This window comes from Paenibacillus sp. Paensp111 (assembly GCF_059492195.1).
In genome coordinates this window covers 3,920,321-3,939,588 of record NZ_CP168527.1, presented here as the reverse complement: position 1 = coordinate 3,939,588, position 19,268 = coordinate 3,920,321, and the positions used below count along the sequence as shown (strand labels likewise).

Here is a 19,268-nt window from a genome sequence, read left to right as displayed (position 1 = left end):
CATCGGCGACCCGTCGGTTAACCGGTGATCTTGAGAGAGACGCTTCATCATACGGACGGGGCTTTTTTATCTGTAGGGGTACAGCCAGCCAGCTTGTTGTGAGAGGATGAAGGGAATAAAGCGCATGCGAGGCACGAGTTACATAATATAGGGTATGAAATCCATGATATTTCTGCTTGGAGGAGCTCACTTTCGGGGCTTAACTCACATGAGTAAAAACGTCCTTCCTGCACAAGAATACAGGATAGATTTTCCTAAGTTGCCGAAGGATTCTCGTCCCGGCCCAGGTGCAGCCATCTATTCAAATGGACAAAACCATGCTATAATAAAAAGTCGTTTACCTTAACAAAGTTATCAGGAAATTATGTATGCGAAGAGAGGTGCTTTCCTTGTTAGATCGACTTTCATCCCTTGCTGATCGTTATGAGAAATTAAGCGAGCTGCTTTGTGATCCAGATGTAGCCAGTGATCCGAAGAAACTTAGGGATTATTCCAAGGAACAATCAGACTTACAGCCCGCTTATGAGGCTTTTACCGAATATAAGAACGTCATGGAAGAACTGGATGCTGCGAAAGCCATGCAGGCCGAGAAGCTGGACGATGAGATGCGCGAAATGGTTAAGATGGAGATTGATGAACTCACCAAGCGCCAGCAAGAGCTGGAGGAGAAGATTCATATCCTCCTGCTTCCGAAGGACCCGAACGATGACAAGAACGTTATTGTGGAGATCCGCGGCGCGGCGGGCGGCGATGAAGCGGCTCTGTTCGCGGCTGACTTGTACCGGATGTACACCCGTTATGCCGATTCCCAAGGCTGGCGCGTCGATGTGATGGATGTGAACGCGAGTGATTTGGGCGGCTTCAAAGAGGTCATCTTCATGATCAACGGACGCGGAGCCTACAGCAAAATGAAATTCGAGAGCGGTGCCCACCGGGTACAGCGTATTCCTTCTACGGAGTCGGGCGGACGTATTCATACCTCTACCTCCACCGTGGCGGTAATGCCGGAAGTAGAGGATTTCGATATTGAAATCCATGACAAGGATATCCGCGTGGATACGTTCTGCTCCAGCGGTGCTGGCGGACAATCCGTTAACACCACCAAATCGGCAGTCCGGGTTACACACATCCCTACCGGGATTGTGGCTACTTGTCAGGATGGCAAATCACAGAACTCGAACAAAGAGAAGGCCCTGCAGGTACTCCGGGCCCGTATCTTCGATGTGAAGCGTCAAGAGGAAGAAGCGAAGTTCGCTGGAGAGCGGAAGAGCAAGGTAGGTACGGGTGACCGCAGTGAACGGATTCGTACGTACAATTTCCCGCAAAGCCGTGTAACCGACCACCGGATCGGTCTGACTGTGCATAAGCTCGATCAAGTGATGAACGGGGAGATTGAGGAATTCGTCTCCGCGCTGACCATTGCCGAGCAGGCAGAAATGATGGACAAAGGAGAATAATCCTTGAATATAGATAAGTTCAAGCTGTCTTCAGGAATTACGTTGATAGAAGCCTTTAAGGAGGCTTCTTCTTTTTTAGCATCGACCGGGGTGCATGAACCGGAGTCCAATGCCGAGCTGCTGCTGCGGCATGTGCTGAAGGTGAGCAGGGCCGAGTATCTGATGGCCCTGCGGGATCCGTTCCCGGCGCAGCATGCGGCCGCCTGGGAAGAAGCCGTGCGCCGGAAGGCGGCGGGGGAGCCCGCGCAGTACATTACCGGGGAGCAGGAATTCTACGGCCTGACCTTCAAGGTCACCCCGGCCGTATTGATCCCGCGCCCCGAGACGGAGCTGCTCGTGGAAGCCATTGCCGCCGAAGGCGACAAGCTCTGGCCGGGCGGATCGCCGCGCACGGCCGATATCGGGACAGGCAGCAGCGCCATTGCGGCTGCCCTGAAGCATCTGCGTCCCGCGTGGCAATTGGCTGCCGGCGACCTGTCGCCGGATGCGCTTGCGCTTGCGCGGGAGAATGCGGCGCGGCTCGGAGCCGATATTACGTTCAAGCAGGGGAACCTGCTTGAACCGTTCGCCGGCGAGCCGCTTGATATTATCGTCTCCAATCCGCCTTACATTCCGGCGGAGGAGATCGAGACCCTCGAGCCCGAAGTCAGAGACTTCGAGCCCAGGCTGGCGCTCGATGGAGGCCCCGACGGGCTCGCTCCCTACCGGATCATGATGGAGCAGCTCCATCTTCTGCCCGCTCCGCCGCGGCTTATCGGCTTTGAGCTCGGGATGGGACAGGCCGCGGATGTCGCGGAGCTTCTTCGGTCAGCCGGTCACTGGGATGAGATTGTGACCATCCCGGACCTCGCGGGAATCGACCGGCATGTACTGGGAATTGCTCGGGGTAACAGGGCTTGATGCGGCTTGTTCACAGTTGCTGAACTTGAATAGGCAAACTCTGCAGGTTATCCCAGTTAATTTGCGTTTCATAGACTGCCTACTCTATATTAGAATTAACAGATCGAGCTGTGCTTGTTCATGGGCTAAGCGATGGTGTACCATTAGATTTACAGGCTTTTTTACAAGGTTCTCTGTGTGGGCAGAGATTTGGGCGAATAACAGTTTGGGATAGGAAATATATAAATATAGATAGCTTCTGGAAGAACAGTGGTAAATGCTGTACCCGGGGAACGCTGGAGGGAGCCGCTTCATGCTTAACAAGTGGAAGAAAGTGGATTGGTCGATTGTTTTTATTGTGTTCATTTTCGGGATATTAAGTGTCACTCTTATCCATAGCGGAGTTGCCGCATGGCCCAAGTTCAAGGGCGTTGATACGAAAATGATCTTTTTCTATATTGTCGGCTTTCTGGCCTTCTTTGGCATGATGCTGATTGATTTCAGGCTGCTGACGAAATACTTCCTGTATTTATTTGGAGCGGGCTGTATTCTTATGATTATCGTTATTTTCAAAGGGGAAGAGCTCAACGGAGCACAGGGCTGGCTGAATCTGGGATTCATCAGCCTGCAGCCAGCCGAGCTGTTCAAGCTGGTGCTAATCATTACGCTCGCTGCTCTGCTGATGCGTAAATACCGCATGCGTCTCTTGTTCTGGAGAGATGTAGTGCCGCTGGGTCTGGTTACGCTTATCCCTTTCGCTCTGGCCATGAAGCAGAATGATATCGGTAACGGTCTCAGCTATCTGGTGATCCTGCTTGGCATGCTGTGGATCGGGAAGCTGAAGTATTCCCATGCCCTGATCATCCTGGTCATTACGGCTGTAGCCGTTGTCGGAGGGATCAAGACTTATATCACGTTCCATGATCAGATTGCCACCACGCTGAAGCAGACAGATAAGGAGCACTGGCTGAAACGGATGGATCCCTGGCTGCTGCCGGAGAAGGCAGACAAGAATGCGGCTTATCATACGAAGAATGCCAGTGTGGCCATTGCTGCCGGAGGCATGTTCGGCAACGGATATATGAAGGGCCCTTATGTACAGTCCGGCCGAGTGCCGTATACGTACTCCGATTCCATCTTTGTGGTGGTGGCCGAGGAGTTTGGCTTCTTTGGCTGCTCGGTCCTGCTGCTGCTCTATTTCATACTCATCCACAGGCTGATTCTGATCTCTCTGGAATGTAAGGACAAGACCGGACCCCTGCTGATCGTGGGTATCGTGGCGATGTGGCTGTACCAAATCTTCGAGAACATTGGCATGTTCATGGGGCTGATGCCGCTGACGGGGATTACGCTGCCATTTATCAGCTACGGGGGTACCTCTCTCCTGATCAATATGGCTAGTCTGGGGCTTGCCATGAGCGTGCGCATTCATGGTCATGAAGTGGACGATGATATTCCGCGGGCGCCGCGAGCCTCGCTAACCCGCTCTAGCTGATTTCAGCCTGAGTAGATTAAAATTTTATGCCGAAGTTAACCGCCTTGCTACCCTGCTTCCCAGGGGCTGAGCAGGGTGGTTTTTTTATAGGCGAAATACGAGAAAAGATAGATTCATAGGTTTATTAATCTCTTAACCGGACATACTGATAGACATCAGCACCACACGGTTAGGGGGAAGCTCGTAATGACGTTGAATCGTAATAGGGAGACCAGGGTAACCAGGGATACTAAGGAATATAAGAGAACCAGTAGAGGAAGAATCGGCGTTCGCAGTACATTGCTGCTTATCTTATGCATGGCAATCCTGCTCATGTCCTGGGAAGGGCAGAAGACGGACGCAGCCGTAGCCAAGACGGAGATTCCCAAGGATTCGATCCGGCTTCGTATTCTCGCTAATTCCGATCGCCCCGAGGATCAGATCGTGAAGCGTCATGTCCGGGATGCCGTTGTCGAGCAAATGAATGGGTGGGTCCAGCAGCTGGAGCATCCGCAGAGCCTTGAAGAAGCGCGTAAGGTTGTTCGTGCCAAGCTTCCCGAGATTGGGGAGCAAGTGGGCCGGACGCTCCGGGCTAATGGCGAATCTTACAGTTATAAGGTGGAGCTTGGGATTGTTCCCTTCCCTACCAAGCTGTATGGCGGGGAGGTCTATCCAGCGGGTGATTATGAAGCTGTTCGTGTAACGCTGGGGACCGGAGAAGGCCAGAATTGGTGGTGCGTCCTGTTCCCTCCGCTCTGCTTCATTGACGCCGGAACGGGAGATGCCGCCCCTAAGGCGGGGGAGCAGGTTAAGACCGCATCTGCAGCGGGGAGTAAGGGGTCCGGCGCGAAGGCCGATTCCAAGACGGAATCCAAGGCTCCGGAGGTTCGGTTCTTTCTGTGGGATTTGCTCAGCGGCTTTTTCAACTGGATTGGCAGTTTGTTTTCCTGAAATACATCGATTGCCCGGCCTTATCGTTTGTTTCATACCGCAATTATGGTAGAATATTCGTTGTTACAAGCACTTATTCATTCATTCTCTGGAAGTAAGCTAACTAATATAAATCATCAGTAGTAATATCAGCATTTAGAGTGCTCTCACTCTGCCGCAGTCTGGTGCACCGCACTATACTTGGGAGAATGAGGCGCTTTTTCGTATGTAAGAGTGTGCAGCTAAATTTGATACAGAAAGATTGGGATCTTAATGGAATCTAAGCAGAACGGTAATATAGTTACAAAATATTGGAACGTTACCAGTGCGGCAACTCATGCCACCGACCTCGGCCATAAGTTTTCTGAACATGATTTGAATGAGGCGATTGAGGAGGCCGCGGATCTTCTGCGTGCCGGCAGGACAGTAGCCTTCCCGACGGAGACAGTATATGGCCTTGGCGCTGATGCACGCAGCGATGAAGCGGTTGAACGGATCTTCACCGCCAAGGGCAGACCGTCGGACAACCCCCTCATTGTCCATATCGCGGAACTGTCCCAGCTGGACGAGATTGTTCTGGACGTGAACGATACGGCGCGCCGGCTGATGGAAGCTTACTGGCCCGGCCCGCTCACGCTGGTGCTGCCGGTAAGGCCCGGTGCGGTCTCCCCGCGCGTAACAGCGGGATTGTCCACCGTGGCCGTGCGCATGCCGGACCACCCTATCGCCCTGCGGCTCATCGCCGCCGCAGGCTGCCCGGTTGCCGCCCCCAGCGCCAACCGGTCAGGACGCCCGAGCCCTACGCTGGCAAGCCACGTGGGCGAGGACCTTGCCGGCCTGATCGGCGGCATCGTGGACGGCGGGCCCACCGGTGTGGGCCTCGAGTCCACCGTGGCCGAGGCCGGCCCGGACGGCACCGTGACCGTGCTTCGCCCCGGCTCGGTCACGGCCGAGGCGCTTGCCCGCGTGGCGGCAAGCGTGCACACCGATCCCGCCCTGCATGGCGGGCGGGAGGAGAACAGCCCGGCGCCGCGATCGCCGGGCATGAAGTACACGCACTATGCGCCGCGCGGCAGCCTGCGCATCGTGCGTGGGGAGGACCCGGAGGCCGTAGCGGCCCGGGTCCAGGCCGAGCTCGCCGCGGCGGAGGCGCGCGGCGAAGTGACGGGGGTGCTCGCGTATGACGAGCACCTGCCCCGCTACCGGGCGAGCATCGTGATCTCGCTCGGCCCGCTGGGTGCGCTTGCGAACGCGGCGCACCGGCTCTATGCGGGGCTGCGCCGCTTCGATGAAGAAGGCGCCACCTTCATGATTGCCGAGGCCTGCCCCGAAGAGGGAGTCGGCCTGGCTGTAATGAATCGTCTGCTTAAAGCCGCAGGGAATGAGGTAATAGACGTATAAGAATCCTTTTACCCAAGAAAGGCGGGGGATAGTGATGATCCACGTAGGAGTTACCGGATGGGGGGATCATGATGAACTCTATCCTGCTCGGACGCCTGCCAGGGAGAAGCTGCGGATCTATGGACAGCACTTCCCTGTGGTTGAAGTTGACAGCTCTTTTTATGCCATACAATCGCAGGCCAATTTTCAGCGGTGGGTCGATTTGACCCCGGAGAACTTTACTTTCTTTGTTAAAGCTTATCAAGGGATGACAGGCCACTCGCGGGGGAAGAATCAGAAATTTGCGGGGCCGGGGGAAATGTTCGAAGCCTTTATTCGTTCCATTGATCCTGTGGTGAAAGCGGGCAAGCTGAATGCCGTGCTTTTTCAGTTCCCGCCCTGGTTCGATTGTACGCTGGACAGCATCCGCAGGCTCCGGGCTATTCGGAAGTGGATGGGAGACCTCCCGCTCGCGATTGAGTTCCGGAATCCAAGCTGGTTCCAGGCGGATACCCGGGAGAAGACCATTCAGTTCATGCGGGAAGAAGGATGGTTCCATGTTATTTGCGACGAGCCTCAGATCGGTCACGGTTCGGTTCCCACGGTGCTTGAACCTGGTGCTCCGGGCAAGACCTTTATCCGGCTGCACGGGAGGAACGCGGCGGGGTGGAAGATGAGCAGTGCTCCCAACTGGCGGGAAATTCGAACGCTGTACCGCTATTCAACGGAGGAGCTGCAGGAATGGCGCGATCACCTGAACGAACTGCAGAAGAAGGACGCGGGAGATATTTATATGATATTCAACAATAACTCCGGCGGCGATGCGGCAGATAACGCCAAGGAAATGATGTCCCTTCTCGGCATGAAGCCGGCGAATAACGCTCCGCGTCAGATGGACTTATTCGGAGAGGCATAGGGAACGAACCGGCTCGGCATTGGATGCTGAGCCTTTTTGTGTGCGCTGCGTTAGGGGCGAATGACCATAAGAATAATGATCAGCACGGTAAGGAGATGTACGAGACGGTTCAGCGTGTTGATGGTACCGGCCAGAGGAAGGTAGCCTTGGGGGATGCCTTCCCCTCTGTGCTGCCTGATGAGCTTGCTGGCCCTTTTCATGGCAGGCTCCATGAATCCGATGATAAGGATCTCGATGATGATGAATAGCACGATACTGATATTAAGCCACATTTTGCTGAAGCCTGTGTGATCCACTAGCATGAGTAGAATGCCGGTAACTAACAACGTAATCCCGCCAGCTTTGGGGAACTTGTTGATCTTGTCACTTAGATGATAGACGAACCTTAGCTGGCTGATTGTTTTGGCTGAATGGGTGACGAGGGGCAGCACAAAAGCCGGCCCGATCCCGATAATTGCCGCCAGTACATGAATGAGCACCAATAACTTTTCGATAGACTCCATCTCTCCAACCCCCTGCAGATTTATAGATACCCCATATTTACTGCGGAAGTCTCGGCTTCATGCCTCTTCATGGCTAAACCTTGCATAGTCCAAATCCCTTGTCCCGGATAGAGGATAAGCTGTCATGAACCCTTCCTTGTCCGCATAATTTGGTATAAAGACGGGATTCGGTGCAGGGGATGCGCCGGGAATTGCGGACATGGGGGAATGATCGATGCATGAAGCAGTCGAACGGCTGGGTGAACTGGCGACGATCGTGATGATGGCGGCAGCTTTAGGAATGGACGCTTTTTCATTGGGGATAGGGATCGGCATGAAGGGTGTCCGTCTGCGGGAGGTTCTGCGGATCAGCCTGGTCATTGCCCTGTTCCACATCCTTATGCCGCTGCTGGGCATTTTTACGGGAGAATACTTGGGCATGCTGCTTGGACAGGTAGCCGGATATGTCTCGGGGGGACTGCTCGTGCTGCTTGGAGCACATATGATTATAAGCTCTTTACGGGGCAGCGGGATGCAGGCTGTGAATCCGCGTACCTTCCTTGGGGTATTGCTGTTCGCGATGAGTGTGAGTGTCGACTCCTTCTCGGTCGGCGTATCGCTGGGTATGTTCCACAGCAATCTGGTGCTTACCGTGCTGGCCTTTGGCTTTTTCGGCGGCTTGATGTCTGTATTGGGACTGATGCTGGGGCGCAAGGTGAGCCATAGTCTGGGCGATTATGGGGAAGCGGCAGGCGGAGCTGTGCTTCTTGCATTTGGACTGATGTTTATCTTTTGATACAATAGTAGAAAATAGAATCTTGGAGCTAGAGAGCTACCGGAGGTGAAGACACAGGTATGCGGATATTATTCGTATGTACAGGAAATACCTGCCGCAGCCCGATGGCTGAAGGCATGCTGCGCAAGCTGGCTGTGGAACACGGTGTGGATGTCGAGGTCCGCTCTGCCGGCGTGTCGGCAGCGGAGGGAGTACAGATCTCCTATCATGCAGAGGCTGTGCTGAGGGAGAACCAGATTCAAGACGAGATCACTTCAACCCCGCTGCGGGCTGAGCTTACAGAATGGGCAGATCTGATTCTTACCTTAACTCAGGGGCATAAGAGGCAGGTTATTCAGTATTTTCCGGGAACCGCCGGGAAGACGTATACTCTTAAGGAATATGTAGAGGACGATGAGCAGGTGCTGGCAGATATTCAGGAACTGGACAGTCTGCTTGCTGCAAGGGAGCTGCAGATGTCTCTAGGGCAGCAGATGAGTGCAGCGGATGGACAGCGTATGATTGAGCTCCGGCAGAGAATACCGGTCTTTGATATATCTGACCCGTTCGGCGGCTCCAGAGACGATTACGATCGTACAGCTGCCGAAATTCGTACGGCTTTGGACAAGCTTATGGATATGCTTAAGCAGCGCAGCTCTCATTAATTTGGCTTTTAATTTGGCTTGCAATGCGGCTGTGATTGCTATATGATGAAGTTGAAAATTGCAGATCCGATGTGACTGGCGACGAGAGTGGGCTAACCACGATGGAGCATCGGAGTATACGGCCGGTCGCCTGGGCAAAAGAGCACACGCATTCTTTAGATGCGTATTGCTCTTTTTTTCGTTCTCTCTTTCGATTTCTTGTCGATTTTTAGGTATAATAAGGGCGTTATGTGCAGGAAGAGTTGTCTCCTGCTGAATCGGTTCATGATCCATATCGTTCTGGCGCACGCTGTATACCTGTGATTGAAATGGGAGGAATGTGTGAATGAATAAAGGCAATGAGGAGCTGTCTATCCGTGAACAAGCGGCTATCGTATTGTCTGATCTCGCGGAGGCGGCAGGACTTGGGCCAGGCAAGATTGTAGTGGCCGGGGTCAGTACAAGTGAAGTGGCGGGCAAGCGAATCGGCACGCATGGAGCCGAGGATATTGCAGCCGAGCTGTATGAAGGACTGGAGCAGGTTCGGGCCAAATTCGGCTTTGAGCTCGTGTTCCAGTGCTGTGAGCACCTTAACCGGGCGCTTGTCCTCGAGCGCGACCTGCTCGAACGTCTGCATCTAACCGAAGTTAGTGCGGTCCCGGTTCCCAAAGCAGGCGGCTCGATGGCTGCCGGTGCCTATCGCCGGCTGAAGGACCCTTGCCTTGCAGAGACGATCGAAGCTCATGCCGGAATCGACATCGGCGAGACGATGATCGGCATGCATTTGCGCCGGGTCGCAGTTCCTTTCCGTCCCACCATTCGGTACGTGGGGGAAGCCCGGGTGAATGCAGCCTGGAGCCGTCCGAAGCTGATTGGCGGTGAAAGAGCCGTCTACGTGCTGCCGCAGGTGCAGGATTCTAATCTTTGTGATTGATCAAGCTGTATAAGTTGAACTTAAGAATTACCCATAGGCAAGAGTGTGAAACCGGATTTCTACCTAATACATTTAATCAAGAAATCTGGGAGCAACAGCGATCGTAAGAACATTTCACATGGCTGCCTCACGTGTAATTAAGAGTCCAACTACTACAAATTATGGGAGGATGAAGAACATGGAACATTTGAGAAAACAAGACCCAGCTGTACTTGAGGCTATGAATTTGGAACTGAAGCGTCAGCGCAACAATATTGAATTGATTGCATCCGAGAACATCGTAAGTGAAGCGGTTATGGAGGCTCTTGGCTCCGTACTGACGAATAAATATGCTGAAGGCTACCCTGGCAAGCGCTTCTACGGCGGCTGTGAGCATGTGGATATCGTAGAAGATATCGCTCGTGACCGTGCGAAGGAACTGTTCGGTGCTGAGCATGCGAACGTGCAGCCTCACTCCGGCGCTCAAGCGAACATGGCCGTATACCTGGCTGCCCTTAAGCCTGGAGATACCGTTCTCGGTATGAACCTGGCTCACGGGGGTCACCTGACTCACGGTAGTCCGGTTAACGCATCGGGACTGCTCTACAACTTTGTAGCTTATGGTGTTCAAGAAGATTCCTTCACTATCGATTACAACGAACTGCGCAAAGCCGCATTCAAACACCGTCCGCGTATGATCGTGGCGGGTGCCAGCGCATATCCGCGCATTATTGACTTTGAAGCCATCGCTTCGATTGCCAATGATGTAGGCGCATTGTTCTTTGTAGACATGGCCCATATTGCCGGTCTGGTTGCTGCCGGTCTTCATCCAAGCCCGGTACCTCATGCTCATTTTGTGACGACGACTACACACAAAACACTTCGCGGTCCTCGCGGCGGTATGATCCTGTGTAAGAAAGCATGGGCTCAGGCTATCGACAAAGCAGTGTTCCCTGGTATTCAGGGCGGTCCTTTGATGCACGTTATTGCTTCCAAAGCTGTCGCTTTGGGTGAAGCTCTGCAGCCGTCGTTCAAGACTTATGCGGAGAATGTTGTGAAGAATGCGAAGCGTTTGGCTGAGACTTTGGTTGAAGAGGGTCTGAACCTCGTATCCGGCGGAACAGACAATCACTTAATGCTGATCGATACCCGCGGTCTGAACATTACGGGACGAGATGCAGAGCATGTCCTCGACTCTATCGGTATTACTGTAAATAAGAATGCCATTCCGTTCGATCCTACTAGTCCGTTCGTTACCAGCGGTATTCGTGTGGGTACTCCTGCTGCAACTTCCCGCGGTATGGATGAAGAAGCTATGGTTGAAATCGGACGTATCATTGCCTTGACTTTGAAGTCTCCTGAAGACTCGGCGGTGCTTGAACAAGCCCGTGCAAGAGTAGTAGCTTTGACAGACCGTTATCCGCTGTATCCGGAAATGAAATATTAATCTTTATTAACACCCTTGGTGGCTCCGCACTAGACAGTGCTGGAGCCACTTGCTGTATTTAGAGGTACTGGTTAAGCGGAGGTGCAGGTATCCGGAAGGGACAGCGGGGCAATAATTGAAGTGATTTTGTCCGATCTGGTAATTGCGGCTGGAAATGGTGCATTTAAAGGTGAAAATGCCCCAAGGGAGTGATATAATAAACAGGATTTGGCCGCTCTTATACTAGCTCGACTGTATAGAAGCTGATACATACAGGGGACAGGCCTCTTGAAGAGAACACAGCAGCAACATAACCGGAGGGACTAACCATGGGAAAATTGGTGATATGTGATCACCCGTTGATTCAACACAAATTGACGTTTATTCGAGATATGCGCACGAACACGAAGGATTTTCGTGAACTTGTGGATGAGGTCGCTACTTTGATGGCTTACGAAATTACAAGAGATGTACCACTCGAATCGATTATTGTACAAACACCGGTTGCAGAGACCGAGTCAAAGGTGATATCCGGCCGTATGCTGGGTCTTATTCCGATACTGCGTGCAGGTCTGGGTATGCTGGATGGAGTCCTTAAGCTGCTTCCTGCCGCCAAGGTCGGTCACGTAGGCTTGTTCCGCGATCCTGAGACCCTTCAGCCGGTAGAATACTACGTTAAGCTTCCTACGGATGTTCAAGAACGTGAGCTGATTGTCATAGATCCTATGCTGGCTACAGGGGGTTCGGCGATTGCCGCGATCGAATCCTTGAAGAAGCGGGGATGCACGCAGATTAAGATGATGAATCTGATTGCCGCGCCGGAAGGGGTTAAGGCGGTTCAGGACGCTCACCCGGATGTAGACATCTACGTGGCAGCGATGGATGAACGCCTAGATGATCACGGGTATATCATTCCGGGTCTCGGCGATGCCGGCGACCGTCTATACGGAACCAAATAACAGCAGAGATCTTAAGATCTCCTTATAGCAGCTGCTGGCCTGAAGGTTAGGTCTAGGTTACCTGACAGTAACCTGGTGCCACGGGATCCGGAGAAGACTCCTGAAGGGGAGCAGGCCCGGATCCGGCCAGTTTTCAGGGAAATAGAAAGGGGTTACAGTTTTGAACAACAAGATTAAAGTGATGACCATTTTTGGTGTAAGACCGGAAGCCATTAAGATGGCTCCGCTCATTCTGGAGCTCCAGAAGCATCCGGACAAGATTGAATCGATCGTCTGTGTCACAGCTCAGCATCGTGAAATGCTGGATCAGGTGCTAGAGGTATTCCAGATTAATCCGGACTATGACCTGAACGTAATGAAGGAACGCCAGACTTTGAACGATGTTACCATTCGGGTGCTGCAGGGTCTTGAGGAAGTGCTAAGTAAGGCGAAGCCGGATATCGTACTTGTTCATGGGGATACGCTGACAACCTTCCTGGCCAGCTATGCCGCATTCCTGCAGCAGATTCAGGTTGGACATGTAGAAGCAGGCCTTCGTACCTGGAACAAGCTTTCTCCGTATCCGGAAGAAATGAACCGTCAGCTGACAGGCGTTATTGCGGATCTTCATTTTGCGCCAACGGATTGGTCTGCCGGCAACCTTCGCAAAGAGAATAAGAATGATTCAACCATTTATGTCACAGGCAATACAGTTACAGATGTGTTTCAATATACCGTGAAGTCGGATTACAGGCACCCGGTACTGGACTGGGCTGAGGGCAAGAGATTGATTCTGATGACGGCGCACCGCAGAGAATCTCAGGGAGAACCACACCGAAATATCTTTAACGCTGTACGGAGAATTGCAGACGAGTTCGAGGATATTGCTATTGTCTATCCGGTCCACCCGAGCCCGGCGGTACGGGAACCAGCTTACGAGATTCTGGGTAATCATCCCCGCATCAAGCTGATTGATCCGCTGGACGTTGTGGATCTGCACAATTTCTATCCGCATACGCATCTAATTCTGACAGATTCCGGCGGTCTGCAGGAAGAAGCTCCTTCCTTTGGGGTACCGGTTCTGGTTCTGCGTGATACAACGGAACGCCCTGAGGGGATTGAAGCCGGAACTCTGGAATTGGTTGGGACAGAGGAAGAAACGGTATATGAACGGACAAGAACCCTGCTGACCGATCAAGCTGTGTACGAGTCGATGAGCCGTGCTGCCAACCCATATGGAGATGGGAAGGCATCTGAGAGAATCGTCAAGGCAATTTGTCACCATTTTGGATTGGACGAGTCCCGTCCGGAGAAATTTCACACAACGTTCACAAATCTATAAGTTATAGTTTGTAAAAGTGAACAGTACAGTATACAGTTCAACTGTACGGATTACGTGGGTTTGACAAGAAAATGCTGTGACAATTTTCATATTTTCAGGCCTGTTTTCGCAGTAAGCCGCCAATTGACAAAGTCTCGTGACATTAAGTAAAATTAACTGGGATTATAAGGTTGGGATGATAATGAACAGGCCTGAAAAGCCAAAAAAACCCGGTAATAACAAGGGAAATCCTTTGAAAGCTATGGGGCTTGTCACTACGGTAGGAAGTAGTCTTGCTGCATGTACATTTGGCGGATTTTATGTCGGATCTTGGCTTGATAAGATGTGGAATTTATCGGGAATTGGGACCGCTTTCGGAGTGCTGCTTGGACTCTTTGCCGGGGCTGTAAGTATCATTGCCATCATTAAAGCAGTCATGGGGGAAAGTGATGAATGAACTGACCAAATACCGCAGGGTATTAACCATGCTGACACTTTACTTTCTTGCCCTCTGCCTACTGGTCGCCGCATTCCTGCCGTCTTATCGGAGTGTTGCTCTTGGGTTGGTTTTGGGGTCGAGCGTTAGCTTCATTAACATCCTATATTTGGGCTACAAGGTGAAGAAAGTAACGGAGGCTGTAGCTTCCAACAAGGCGGGGAATCGCAGTGGTATGGGATTTGGAGTTCGTGCCGCCCTAAGCATTCTGGCCGTTATGCTTGCTCTCAAAGCACCCGGTTACTTTAATGTAATCGCAGTGGCTGGTAGTCTGGTCTTGGCGCAGTTTCTTATTCTTTTTATCGGCTTTCGATTTTCTCGGAAAGAAAACTGAACGTTTTATCGGAGAAAGGGGTGAGAAAACATGCATGAAGCTCCAATTATTAAATTGGGCGGACTAAATATCGATTTGTCTATCGTCTTAATGTTAATTGTAAGCTGCGTGATTGTATTTATTATCGCACGCTTGGCCACTCGCAACCTATCGGTTGAGAATCCTGGCAAAATGCAAAACTTTTTGGAATGGCTGGTTGAGTTCGTAAGAGGACTTTCCAACAGCACCATGGACTGGAAGAAGGGCAAACCTTTTATCTCCTTGGCTATGACTCTGATTATGTTTATTTTTGTAAGTAACATGCTGGGTCTGCCTTTCGGGATTGTTACGGATGTGCACGATGCGGAGAAGGCGCAGATTTTTGGCCAACCTCTAGTGTCGGTCACGGAGAAGATGGAAGCTATTCACAAACAGCATCCTAATGAAGAGCCTGAAGTGGAAGTGGCTTGGTGGAAATCACCGACCGCGGATGCAAGCGCGAGTATGGCTTTGGCTATTATGGTGTTCCTTCTGTCTCATGGATTGGGAATGTTCAAGAATACGAGAGCTTATTTCAAACATTACGTTCATCCGTATCCGTATTTCCTTCCAATCAACTTGATTGAGACATTCTCCAAACCGTTGACGCATGGTATGCGGCTATTCGGTAACATCTTTGCCGGAGAAGTTCTGATCACCGTTATCCTGAGATTGACCTCAATAGGTCCTGTAGGCGGCGTCTTCTCGGTAATCGGCTTGATTGTTTGGCAGGCGTTCAGTATCTTTATCGGTACAATTCAAGCGTTTGTATTCACAATGTTGACCCTTCTATACATCTCGCAGACTTATGCTGCTGAAGATGATCACTAAATGTAACTTGTTAAGAGCAGCGCTTGATTGTTCTTAGCCGAAATATAAATTTAAACAATTACTGAGGAGGACTTAGAAATGGGAGTTATGGCATATATTGCAGCCGCAATCGCGGTAGGTTTGGGCGCACTGGGCGCTGGTATTGGTAACGGTTTGATCGTAAGTAAGACAGTTGAAGGTATCGCTCGTCAACCAGAAGCGAAATCATCCCTTCAGACTTTGATGTACATCGGGGTTGCCCTTGTAGAAGCACTTCCAATCATCGGGGTAGTACTTGCGTTCATTTTCTACGGAGCAGCTTAATAATTAAATGTTTAAAGGTTTGGCGGGGAAGGCCACAGTCATCCGCGCCCTTCTTTTTAGACCGGAGCATTTCGAACTATTGAAAGAGGAACCTTACGGCACCGGAAAGGAGTGACAGGTTTGAGTTTACATTGGGAGTCCTTTGTATTTACATTAATCGCGTTTTTGATTCTGTATATCTTGCTCAACAAATATGCTTTCGGCCCGCTCTTCTCCGTAATGGAGAAGCGTCGCGAGCTCGTTCAACAGCAGTTGAGTGAAGCAGCTAGCACTCGTGAGCAGGCTACCGTCTACGTTGAGGAGCAGAAGCAAGCCCTCCAGGAAGCGCGTCAGCAGGCGTACGAAATTATCGAACAATCGAAGCAGACCAGTGGTAAGCAAGCCGCTCAGATCGTAGAACTGGCAAGATCGGAAGCTGCACGTCTGAAAGACGAAGCGGTTCGTGATATCCAGAACGAGAAGAACAAGGCTGTTGAACAGCTGCGTGGAGAAGTGGGCGTAGCTTCCGTGAAGATTGCTTCCAAGTTGATTGGCAAGGAAGTTAAGGAAGATAGCGTTCAAGGAGAACTGGTAGATCAGTACCTTAAAGAAGTCGGTGGCAGATCATGAGCCGCGAAACGGTTGTAGCCAAACGTTATGCCAAGGCTTTATATGAAGCTGCCGCACAGGATGGCCGCACACTTGAAGTGGAACAGGAATTAACGGCCGCTGTAGAGGCATTGACCTCGGATAAGGAGATTCTGAATTTCATTGACTCTCCTAACATCTCAGAGGATGCTAAATGGCAGGTGCTTGAGAACAGCCTTCAAGGGAAGCTGTCACAATCTGTGATTTCGTTCCTGAAGCTGATTATTGAGCGCGGCAGAGCGGATATTTTGCCGGAGACGCTGGCTAGCTATACCAAGATCTCCAGCGATGCGCTTGGCCTGGCCAACGCCACAGTCTATACAACCTATTCTCTGGATGAACAGGAGCAGCGCAAGGTAGCTCAGGAATTCGGAGAAATTGTTCACAAGAAAATTCGCGTTCACAACGTGGTTGATACAAGTTTGCTCGGCGGTATGAAAGTTGTTATCGGTGACACATTGTACGATGGTAGTCTTGCCGGTAAATTAGAACGTCTTGAAAAGTCTTTTCGAAGATAAGCACTGAAGATAGGGGTGAAATTCTTGAGTATCAGACCTGAAGAGATCAGCACGCTGATCAAAAGTCAAATCGAACAATATAAAACGGAAATCGAAGTAGCTGAAGTCGGTACCGTTATTCAAGTAGGTGATGGTATTGCCCGCGTTCACGGACTCGAGAATGCAATGGCAAACGAACTCCTCGAATTTGATAACGGCGTCTTCGGCCTTGCCCTCAACCTTGAGGAAAGCAATGTCGGTGTCGTAATCCTTGGACCATACAGCGAAATTCGCGAAGGCAGCCAAGTGAAACGTACAGGACAAATCATGCAGGTTCCTGCTGGTGAAGCTTTGCTTGGCCGTGTAGTGAACCCGCTTGGACAACCAATCGATGGTAAAGGTCCAATTGCTACGACCGAATTCCGTCCGGTTGAGAACAACGCACCAGGCGTAATCGACCGTAAATCGGTTCATGAGCCAATGCAGACAGGTATCAAAGCGATTGACTCCATGGTTCCAATTGGCCGGGGTCAACGGGAATTGATTATCGGTGACCGCCAAACAGGTAAGACAGCGATTGCTATTGATGCAATCATTAACCAAAAAGGTAACGGTGTTAAATGTATCTACGTCGCTATCGGACAAAAACAATCTACCGTTGTTAACGTGGTTGAAACGCTTCGTCGTCACGGTGCACTTGACTACACCATCGTAGTCAGCGCTTCTGCTTCTGAGCCTTCACCGCTTCTGTACATCGCTCCTTATGCCGGTGTAGCTATGGCTGAGTACTTCATGTACAAGGGTGAGCATGTACTCATCATCTATGATGACTTGTCCAAACAAGCTGCGGCATACCGCGAATTGTCCTTGCTGCTTCGTCGTCCACCAGGTCGTGAAGCGTTCCCAGGTGACGTATTCTACCTGCACTCCCGTCTGTTGGAGCGTGCAGCTAAGCTTAGCGATGAGCTTGGCGGTGGTTCGATCACAGCTCTTCCTTTCATCGAGACTCAAGCATCTGACGTATCTGCTTACATTCCGACGAATGTTATCTCCATCACGGATGGACAGATCTTCCTGGAGTCCGACTTGTTCTATGCGGGTCAGCGTCCTGCGATTAACGTAGGTATTTCCGTATCCCGTGTAGGTAGTTCCGCTCAGATTAAAGCGATGAAGAAGGTAGCCGGTTCACTCCGTCTGGACCTCGCCCAATACCGCGAGCTTCAAGCCTTCTCCCAATTCGGTTCTGACCTTGATAAATCTACACAAGCCCGTCTGAACCGCGGTGCACGTCTGATGGAAATTCTTAAGCAAGGGGTTAACCAGCCGCTTCCGGTTGAGAAGCAGGTTATCAGCTTGTATACCGCAGTAAGAGGGTATCTCGATGATATTCCAGTTACGGATATCCGCCGCTTTGAAGGCGAATTCCATAACTTTATGGATAGCCATCATGCAGATGTTCTGCAATCCATTCGTGATACCAAAGATCTGACTGCAGATAATGAAACAGCTCTGAAAGCCGCGATTGAGAAATTCAAAAACGGATTTGCAGCATCGGCTTAATATACCAACGCGCTTAGCTTTGAATATCAAGTTCAAAGCTAAGGCGCATGTTTACAGGAGTTTGGCTGTTGGCCAATCCAGGGATACGCCTTGCGAAGTAACCTTGGTGTCCCAAAATGAAGTGAGGCTTACGAAGCTAGTTTTGGTGCTGCCAAAACTTTGAGGTGGTGAAATCATGGCAAAAGGAATGCGCGAGATAAAGCGTCAGATTAAGAGTATTCAGAATACCCGCCAAATCACGAAAGCGATGGAGATGGTTGCAGCCGCAAAGCTCCGTAGAGCCCAAGAGAAGGCACAATCCTCTCGTCCCTATGCTGAGAAGCTGAAGGAAGTCGTAGACGGAATTGCAGCGGGTACTACAGGAATCTCACATCCCATGCTGGTTACCCGTCCGGTTAAGAAAACAGCTTATATCGTTATTACTTCCGATGCGGGACTTGCTGGTGGTTATAATGCCAATATGCTCCGCGCGGTTATGGATAGAATCAAAGCTAACCATACCTCTAAGGAAGAATACGGAATATTTGTTGTAGGACGTAAGGGTCGTGATTATTTCAGACGGCGAGAGCTTCCTGTGGTAGAGGAAGTAACAGAACTATCAGATTCTCCTACGTTCGCCGATATCAAGTCTTTGGCTTATGCGGCAGTACGCAGCTTTGAAGACGAGCAGTTCGATGAGATCTACATTTGCTATAACAAATTCATTAATGCGATTACCCAGGTGCCAACCATTAACCGCCTTCTTCCATTTGAAAAGCCGGTTGCATCTGCTTCAGGTGCGAAGGCCAGCTACGAGTACGAGCCTTCTCCGGAAAGTGTTCTTCAGGTGCTTCTTCCAAAGTACGCGGAGACCATTATTTACGGAGCTCTGCTTGAAGGTAAAGCAAGTGAGCTTGGGGCCAAGATGACTGCGATGGGTAATGCGACCAAGAATGCAAGCAAAATGATCGGTGAATTGACACTGACCTATAACCGCGCTCGCCAAGCGGCAATCACTCAAGAAATTACGGAGATTGTGGCCGGTGCGAACGCTCAATCCTAATAATTAAGTATTAATGACAGTTTGC

At 51.1% G+C, this 19,268-nt stretch carries 21 protein-coding genes and 1 riboswitch; of the genes, 20 read left to right on the top strand and 1 reads right to left on the bottom strand.

All coding sequences use genetic code 11. The features are described from left to right. Positions 1-389: 389 nt before the first annotated feature. The 6 genes from prfA (at position 390) to ACEN86_RS18500 (ending at position 7,036) form a co-directional block, all read left to right on the top strand. Positions 390-1,457 (top strand): peptide chain release factor 1, encoded by a 1,068-nt coding sequence (prfA, locus tag ACEN86_RS18525; RefSeq protein ID WP_127198443.1) that lies wholly within the window; start codon positions 390-392, stop codon positions 1,455-1,457. A gap of 3 nt (positions 1,458-1,460) precedes the next feature. Continuing rightward, positions 1,461-2,357 (top strand): peptide chain release factor N(5)-glutamine methyltransferase, encoded by an 897-nt coding sequence (gene prmC, locus ACEN86_RS18520; protein WP_495631951.1) that lies wholly within the window; start codon positions 1,461-1,463, stop codon positions 2,355-2,357. A gap of 292 nt (positions 2,358-2,649) precedes the next feature. Then, positions 2,650-3,831, top strand: coding sequence for an FtsW/RodA/SpoVE family cell cycle protein (locus ACEN86_RS18515; protein WP_495631950.1), 1,182 nt, complete (start codon positions 2,650-2,652; stop codon positions 3,829-3,831). A 186-nt stretch (positions 3,832-4,017) separates the two neighbouring features. Beyond that, positions 4,018-4,761: a stage II sporulation protein R gene (spoIIR, locus tag ACEN86_RS18510; RefSeq protein ID WP_495631949.1), complete on the top strand. Its 744-nt coding sequence runs from the start codon at positions 4,018-4,020 to the stop codon at positions 4,759-4,761. A gap of 252 nt (positions 4,762-5,013) precedes the next feature. Beyond that, positions 5,014-6,141 carry an L-threonylcarbamoyladenylate synthase gene (locus tag ACEN86_RS18505; protein ID WP_495631948.1) on the top strand — a complete coding sequence of 376 codons (1,128 nt, stop codon included), beginning with the start codon at positions 5,014-5,016 and terminating at the stop codon, positions 6,139-6,141. Positions 6,142-6,175: 34 nt separating this feature from the next. Then, positions 6,176-7,036, top strand: a complete 861-nt coding sequence (locus tag ACEN86_RS18500; protein ID WP_495631947.1) for a DUF72 domain-containing protein — start codon at positions 6,176-6,178, stop codon at positions 7,034-7,036. A gap of 50 nt (positions 7,037-7,086) precedes the next feature. Here ACEN86_RS18500 and ACEN86_RS18495 read toward each other — a convergent pair whose 3' ends face one another. After that, complete coding sequence (locus tag ACEN86_RS18495; RefSeq protein WP_495631946.1) at positions 7,087-7,539, bottom strand: DUF2269 family protein; 453 nt, start codon at positions 7,537-7,539, stop codon at positions 7,087-7,089. A gap of 214 nt (positions 7,540-7,753) precedes the next feature. Here ACEN86_RS18495 and ACEN86_RS18490 point away from each other — a divergent pair, with 214 nt between their 5' ends. The 14 genes from ACEN86_RS18490 to atpG all read left to right on the top strand — a co-directional run bounded on the left by ACEN86_RS18490 (position 7,754) and on the right by atpG (position 19,243). After that, positions 7,754-8,314, top strand: coding sequence for a manganese efflux pump MntP (locus ACEN86_RS18490; RefSeq protein ID WP_495631945.1), 561 nt, complete (start codon positions 7,754-7,756; stop codon positions 8,312-8,314). 59 nt (positions 8,315-8,373) lie between these two features. Next, entirely contained in the window at positions 8,374-8,958 is a 585-nt protein-coding gene (locus ACEN86_RS18485) for a low molecular weight protein arginine phosphatase (RefSeq protein ID WP_495631944.1), read from the top strand. Positions 8,959-9,019: 61 nt separating this feature from the next. Further along, a riboswitch (ZMP/ZTP riboswitch) is annotated at positions 9,020-9,101 on the top strand. A gap of 182 nt (positions 9,102-9,283) precedes the next feature. Then, positions 9,284-9,871, top strand: a complete 588-nt coding sequence (locus ACEN86_RS18480; protein WP_495631943.1) for a TIGR01440 family protein — start codon at positions 9,284-9,286, stop codon at positions 9,869-9,871. Between the two features lie 178 nt (positions 9,872-10,049). Then, a complete protein-coding gene (gene glyA, locus ACEN86_RS18475) occupies positions 10,050-11,297 on the top strand; it encodes a serine hydroxymethyltransferase (RefSeq protein WP_495631942.1) in 1,248 nt (415 codons plus the stop codon). A gap of 308 nt (positions 11,298-11,605) precedes the next feature. Further along, positions 11,606-12,235: a uracil phosphoribosyltransferase gene (upp, locus tag ACEN86_RS18470; RefSeq protein ID WP_251376447.1), complete on the top strand. Its 630-nt coding sequence runs from the start codon at positions 11,606-11,608 to the stop codon at positions 12,233-12,235. Between the two features lie 181 nt (positions 12,236-12,416). Then, entirely contained in the window at positions 12,417-13,556 is a 1,140-nt protein-coding gene (gene wecB / locus ACEN86_RS18465; RefSeq protein WP_495634348.1) for a non-hydrolyzing UDP-N-acetylglucosamine 2-epimerase, read from the top strand. A gap of 181 nt (positions 13,557-13,737) precedes the next feature. Continuing rightward, positions 13,738-13,992 carry an AtpZ/AtpI family protein gene (locus ACEN86_RS18460; RefSeq protein ID WP_495631941.1) on the top strand — a complete coding sequence of 85 codons (255 nt, stop codon included), beginning with the start codon at positions 13,738-13,740 and terminating at the stop codon, positions 13,990-13,992. Beyond that, on the top strand, positions 13,985-14,365 hold the full coding sequence (locus ACEN86_RS18455; RefSeq protein WP_127198430.1) for an ATP synthase subunit I: 381 nt from the start codon (positions 13,985-13,987) through the stop codon (positions 14,363-14,365). The genes ACEN86_RS18460 and ACEN86_RS18455 overlap by 8 nt, the downstream gene beginning before the upstream one ends. A 30-nt stretch (positions 14,366-14,395) precedes the next feature. Then, entirely contained in the window at positions 14,396-15,214 is an 819-nt protein-coding gene (atpB, locus tag ACEN86_RS18450) for a F0F1 ATP synthase subunit A (protein ID WP_495631940.1), read from the top strand. A 78-nt stretch (positions 15,215-15,292) separates the two neighbouring features. Next, positions 15,293-15,517 (top strand): F0F1 ATP synthase subunit C, encoded by a 225-nt coding sequence (gene atpE / locus ACEN86_RS18445; protein WP_127198428.1) that lies wholly within the window; start codon positions 15,293-15,295, stop codon positions 15,515-15,517. Between the two features lie 120 nt (positions 15,518-15,637). Continuing rightward, positions 15,638-16,126, top strand: coding sequence for a F0F1 ATP synthase subunit B (gene atpF / locus ACEN86_RS18440; protein ID WP_495631939.1), 489 nt, complete (start codon positions 15,638-15,640; stop codon positions 16,124-16,126). After that, positions 16,123-16,662 (top strand): F0F1 ATP synthase subunit delta, encoded by a 540-nt coding sequence (locus tag ACEN86_RS18435; protein ID WP_495631938.1) that lies wholly within the window; start codon positions 16,123-16,125, stop codon positions 16,660-16,662. The genes atpF and ACEN86_RS18435 overlap by 4 nt, the downstream gene beginning before the upstream one ends. Before the next feature lie 24 nt (positions 16,663-16,686). Then, on the top strand, positions 16,687-18,201 hold the full coding sequence (gene atpA / locus ACEN86_RS18430) for a F0F1 ATP synthase subunit alpha (RefSeq protein ID WP_495631937.1): 1,515 nt from the start codon (positions 16,687-16,689) through the stop codon (positions 18,199-18,201). A gap of 175 nt (positions 18,202-18,376) precedes the next feature. Then, positions 18,377-19,243, top strand: coding sequence for an ATP synthase F1 subunit gamma (atpG, locus tag ACEN86_RS18425; protein ID WP_495631936.1), 867 nt, complete (start codon positions 18,377-18,379; stop codon positions 19,241-19,243). The last annotated feature ends 25 nt before the right edge of the window (positions 19,244-19,268 follow it).

What these genes read in the sequence shown, in the direction of transcription:
- atpB (WP_495631940.1), top strand. Translation starts at nt 14,396, where the DNA reads ATGCATGAAGCTCCAATTATTAAATTGGGCGGACTAAATATCGATTTG.
- upp (WP_251376447.1), top strand. Translation starts at nt 11,606, where the DNA reads ATGGGAAAATTGGTGATATGTGATCACCCGTTGATTCAACACAAATTG.
- ACEN86_RS18490 (WP_495631945.1), top strand. Translation starts at nt 7,754, where the DNA reads ATGCATGAAGCAGTCGAACGGCTGGGTGAACTGGCGACGATCGTGATG.
- atpE (WP_127198428.1), top strand. Translation starts at nt 15,293, where the DNA reads ATGGGAGTTATGGCATATATTGCAGCCGCAATCGCGGTAGGTTTGGGC.
- ACEN86_RS18485 (WP_495631944.1), top strand. Translation starts at nt 8,374, where the DNA reads ATGCGGATATTATTCGTATGTACAGGAAATACCTGCCGCAGCCCGATG.
- wecB (WP_495634348.1), top strand. Translation starts at nt 12,417, where the DNA reads ATGACCATTTTTGGTGTAAGACCGGAAGCCATTAAGATGGCTCCGCTC.
- ACEN86_RS18505 (WP_495631948.1), top strand. Translation starts at nt 5,014, where the DNA reads ATGGAATCTAAGCAGAACGGTAATATAGTTACAAAATATTGGAACGTT.
- ACEN86_RS18500 (WP_495631947.1), top strand. Translation starts at nt 6,176, where the DNA reads ATGATCCACGTAGGAGTTACCGGATGGGGGGATCATGATGAACTCTAT.
- ACEN86_RS18460 (WP_495631941.1), top strand. Translation starts at nt 13,738, where the DNA reads ATGAACAGGCCTGAAAAGCCAAAAAAACCCGGTAATAACAAGGGAAAT.
- ACEN86_RS18435 (WP_495631938.1), top strand. Translation starts at nt 16,123, where the DNA reads ATGAGCCGCGAAACGGTTGTAGCCAAACGTTATGCCAAGGCTTTATAT.
- atpG (WP_495631936.1), top strand. Translation starts at nt 18,377, where the DNA reads ATGGCAAAAGGAATGCGCGAGATAAAGCGTCAGATTAAGAGTATTCAG.
- ACEN86_RS18480 (WP_495631943.1), top strand. Translation starts at nt 9,284, where the DNA reads ATGAATAAAGGCAATGAGGAGCTGTCTATCCGTGAACAAGCGGCTATC.
- ACEN86_RS18515 (WP_495631950.1), top strand. Translation starts at nt 2,650, where the DNA reads ATGCTTAACAAGTGGAAGAAAGTGGATTGGTCGATTGTTTTTATTGTG.
- ACEN86_RS18455 (WP_127198430.1), top strand. Translation starts at nt 13,985, where the DNA reads ATGAATGAACTGACCAAATACCGCAGGGTATTAACCATGCTGACACTT.
- spoIIR (WP_495631949.1), top strand. Translation starts at nt 4,018, where the DNA reads ATGACGTTGAATCGTAATAGGGAGACCAGGGTAACCAGGGATACTAAG.
- ACEN86_RS18495 (WP_495631946.1), bottom strand. Translation starts at nt 7,539, where the DNA reads ATGGAGTCTATCGAAAAGTTATTGGTGCTCATTCATGTACTGGCGGCA.
- glyA (WP_495631942.1), top strand. Translation starts at nt 10,050, where the DNA reads ATGGAACATTTGAGAAAACAAGACCCAGCTGTACTTGAGGCTATGAAT.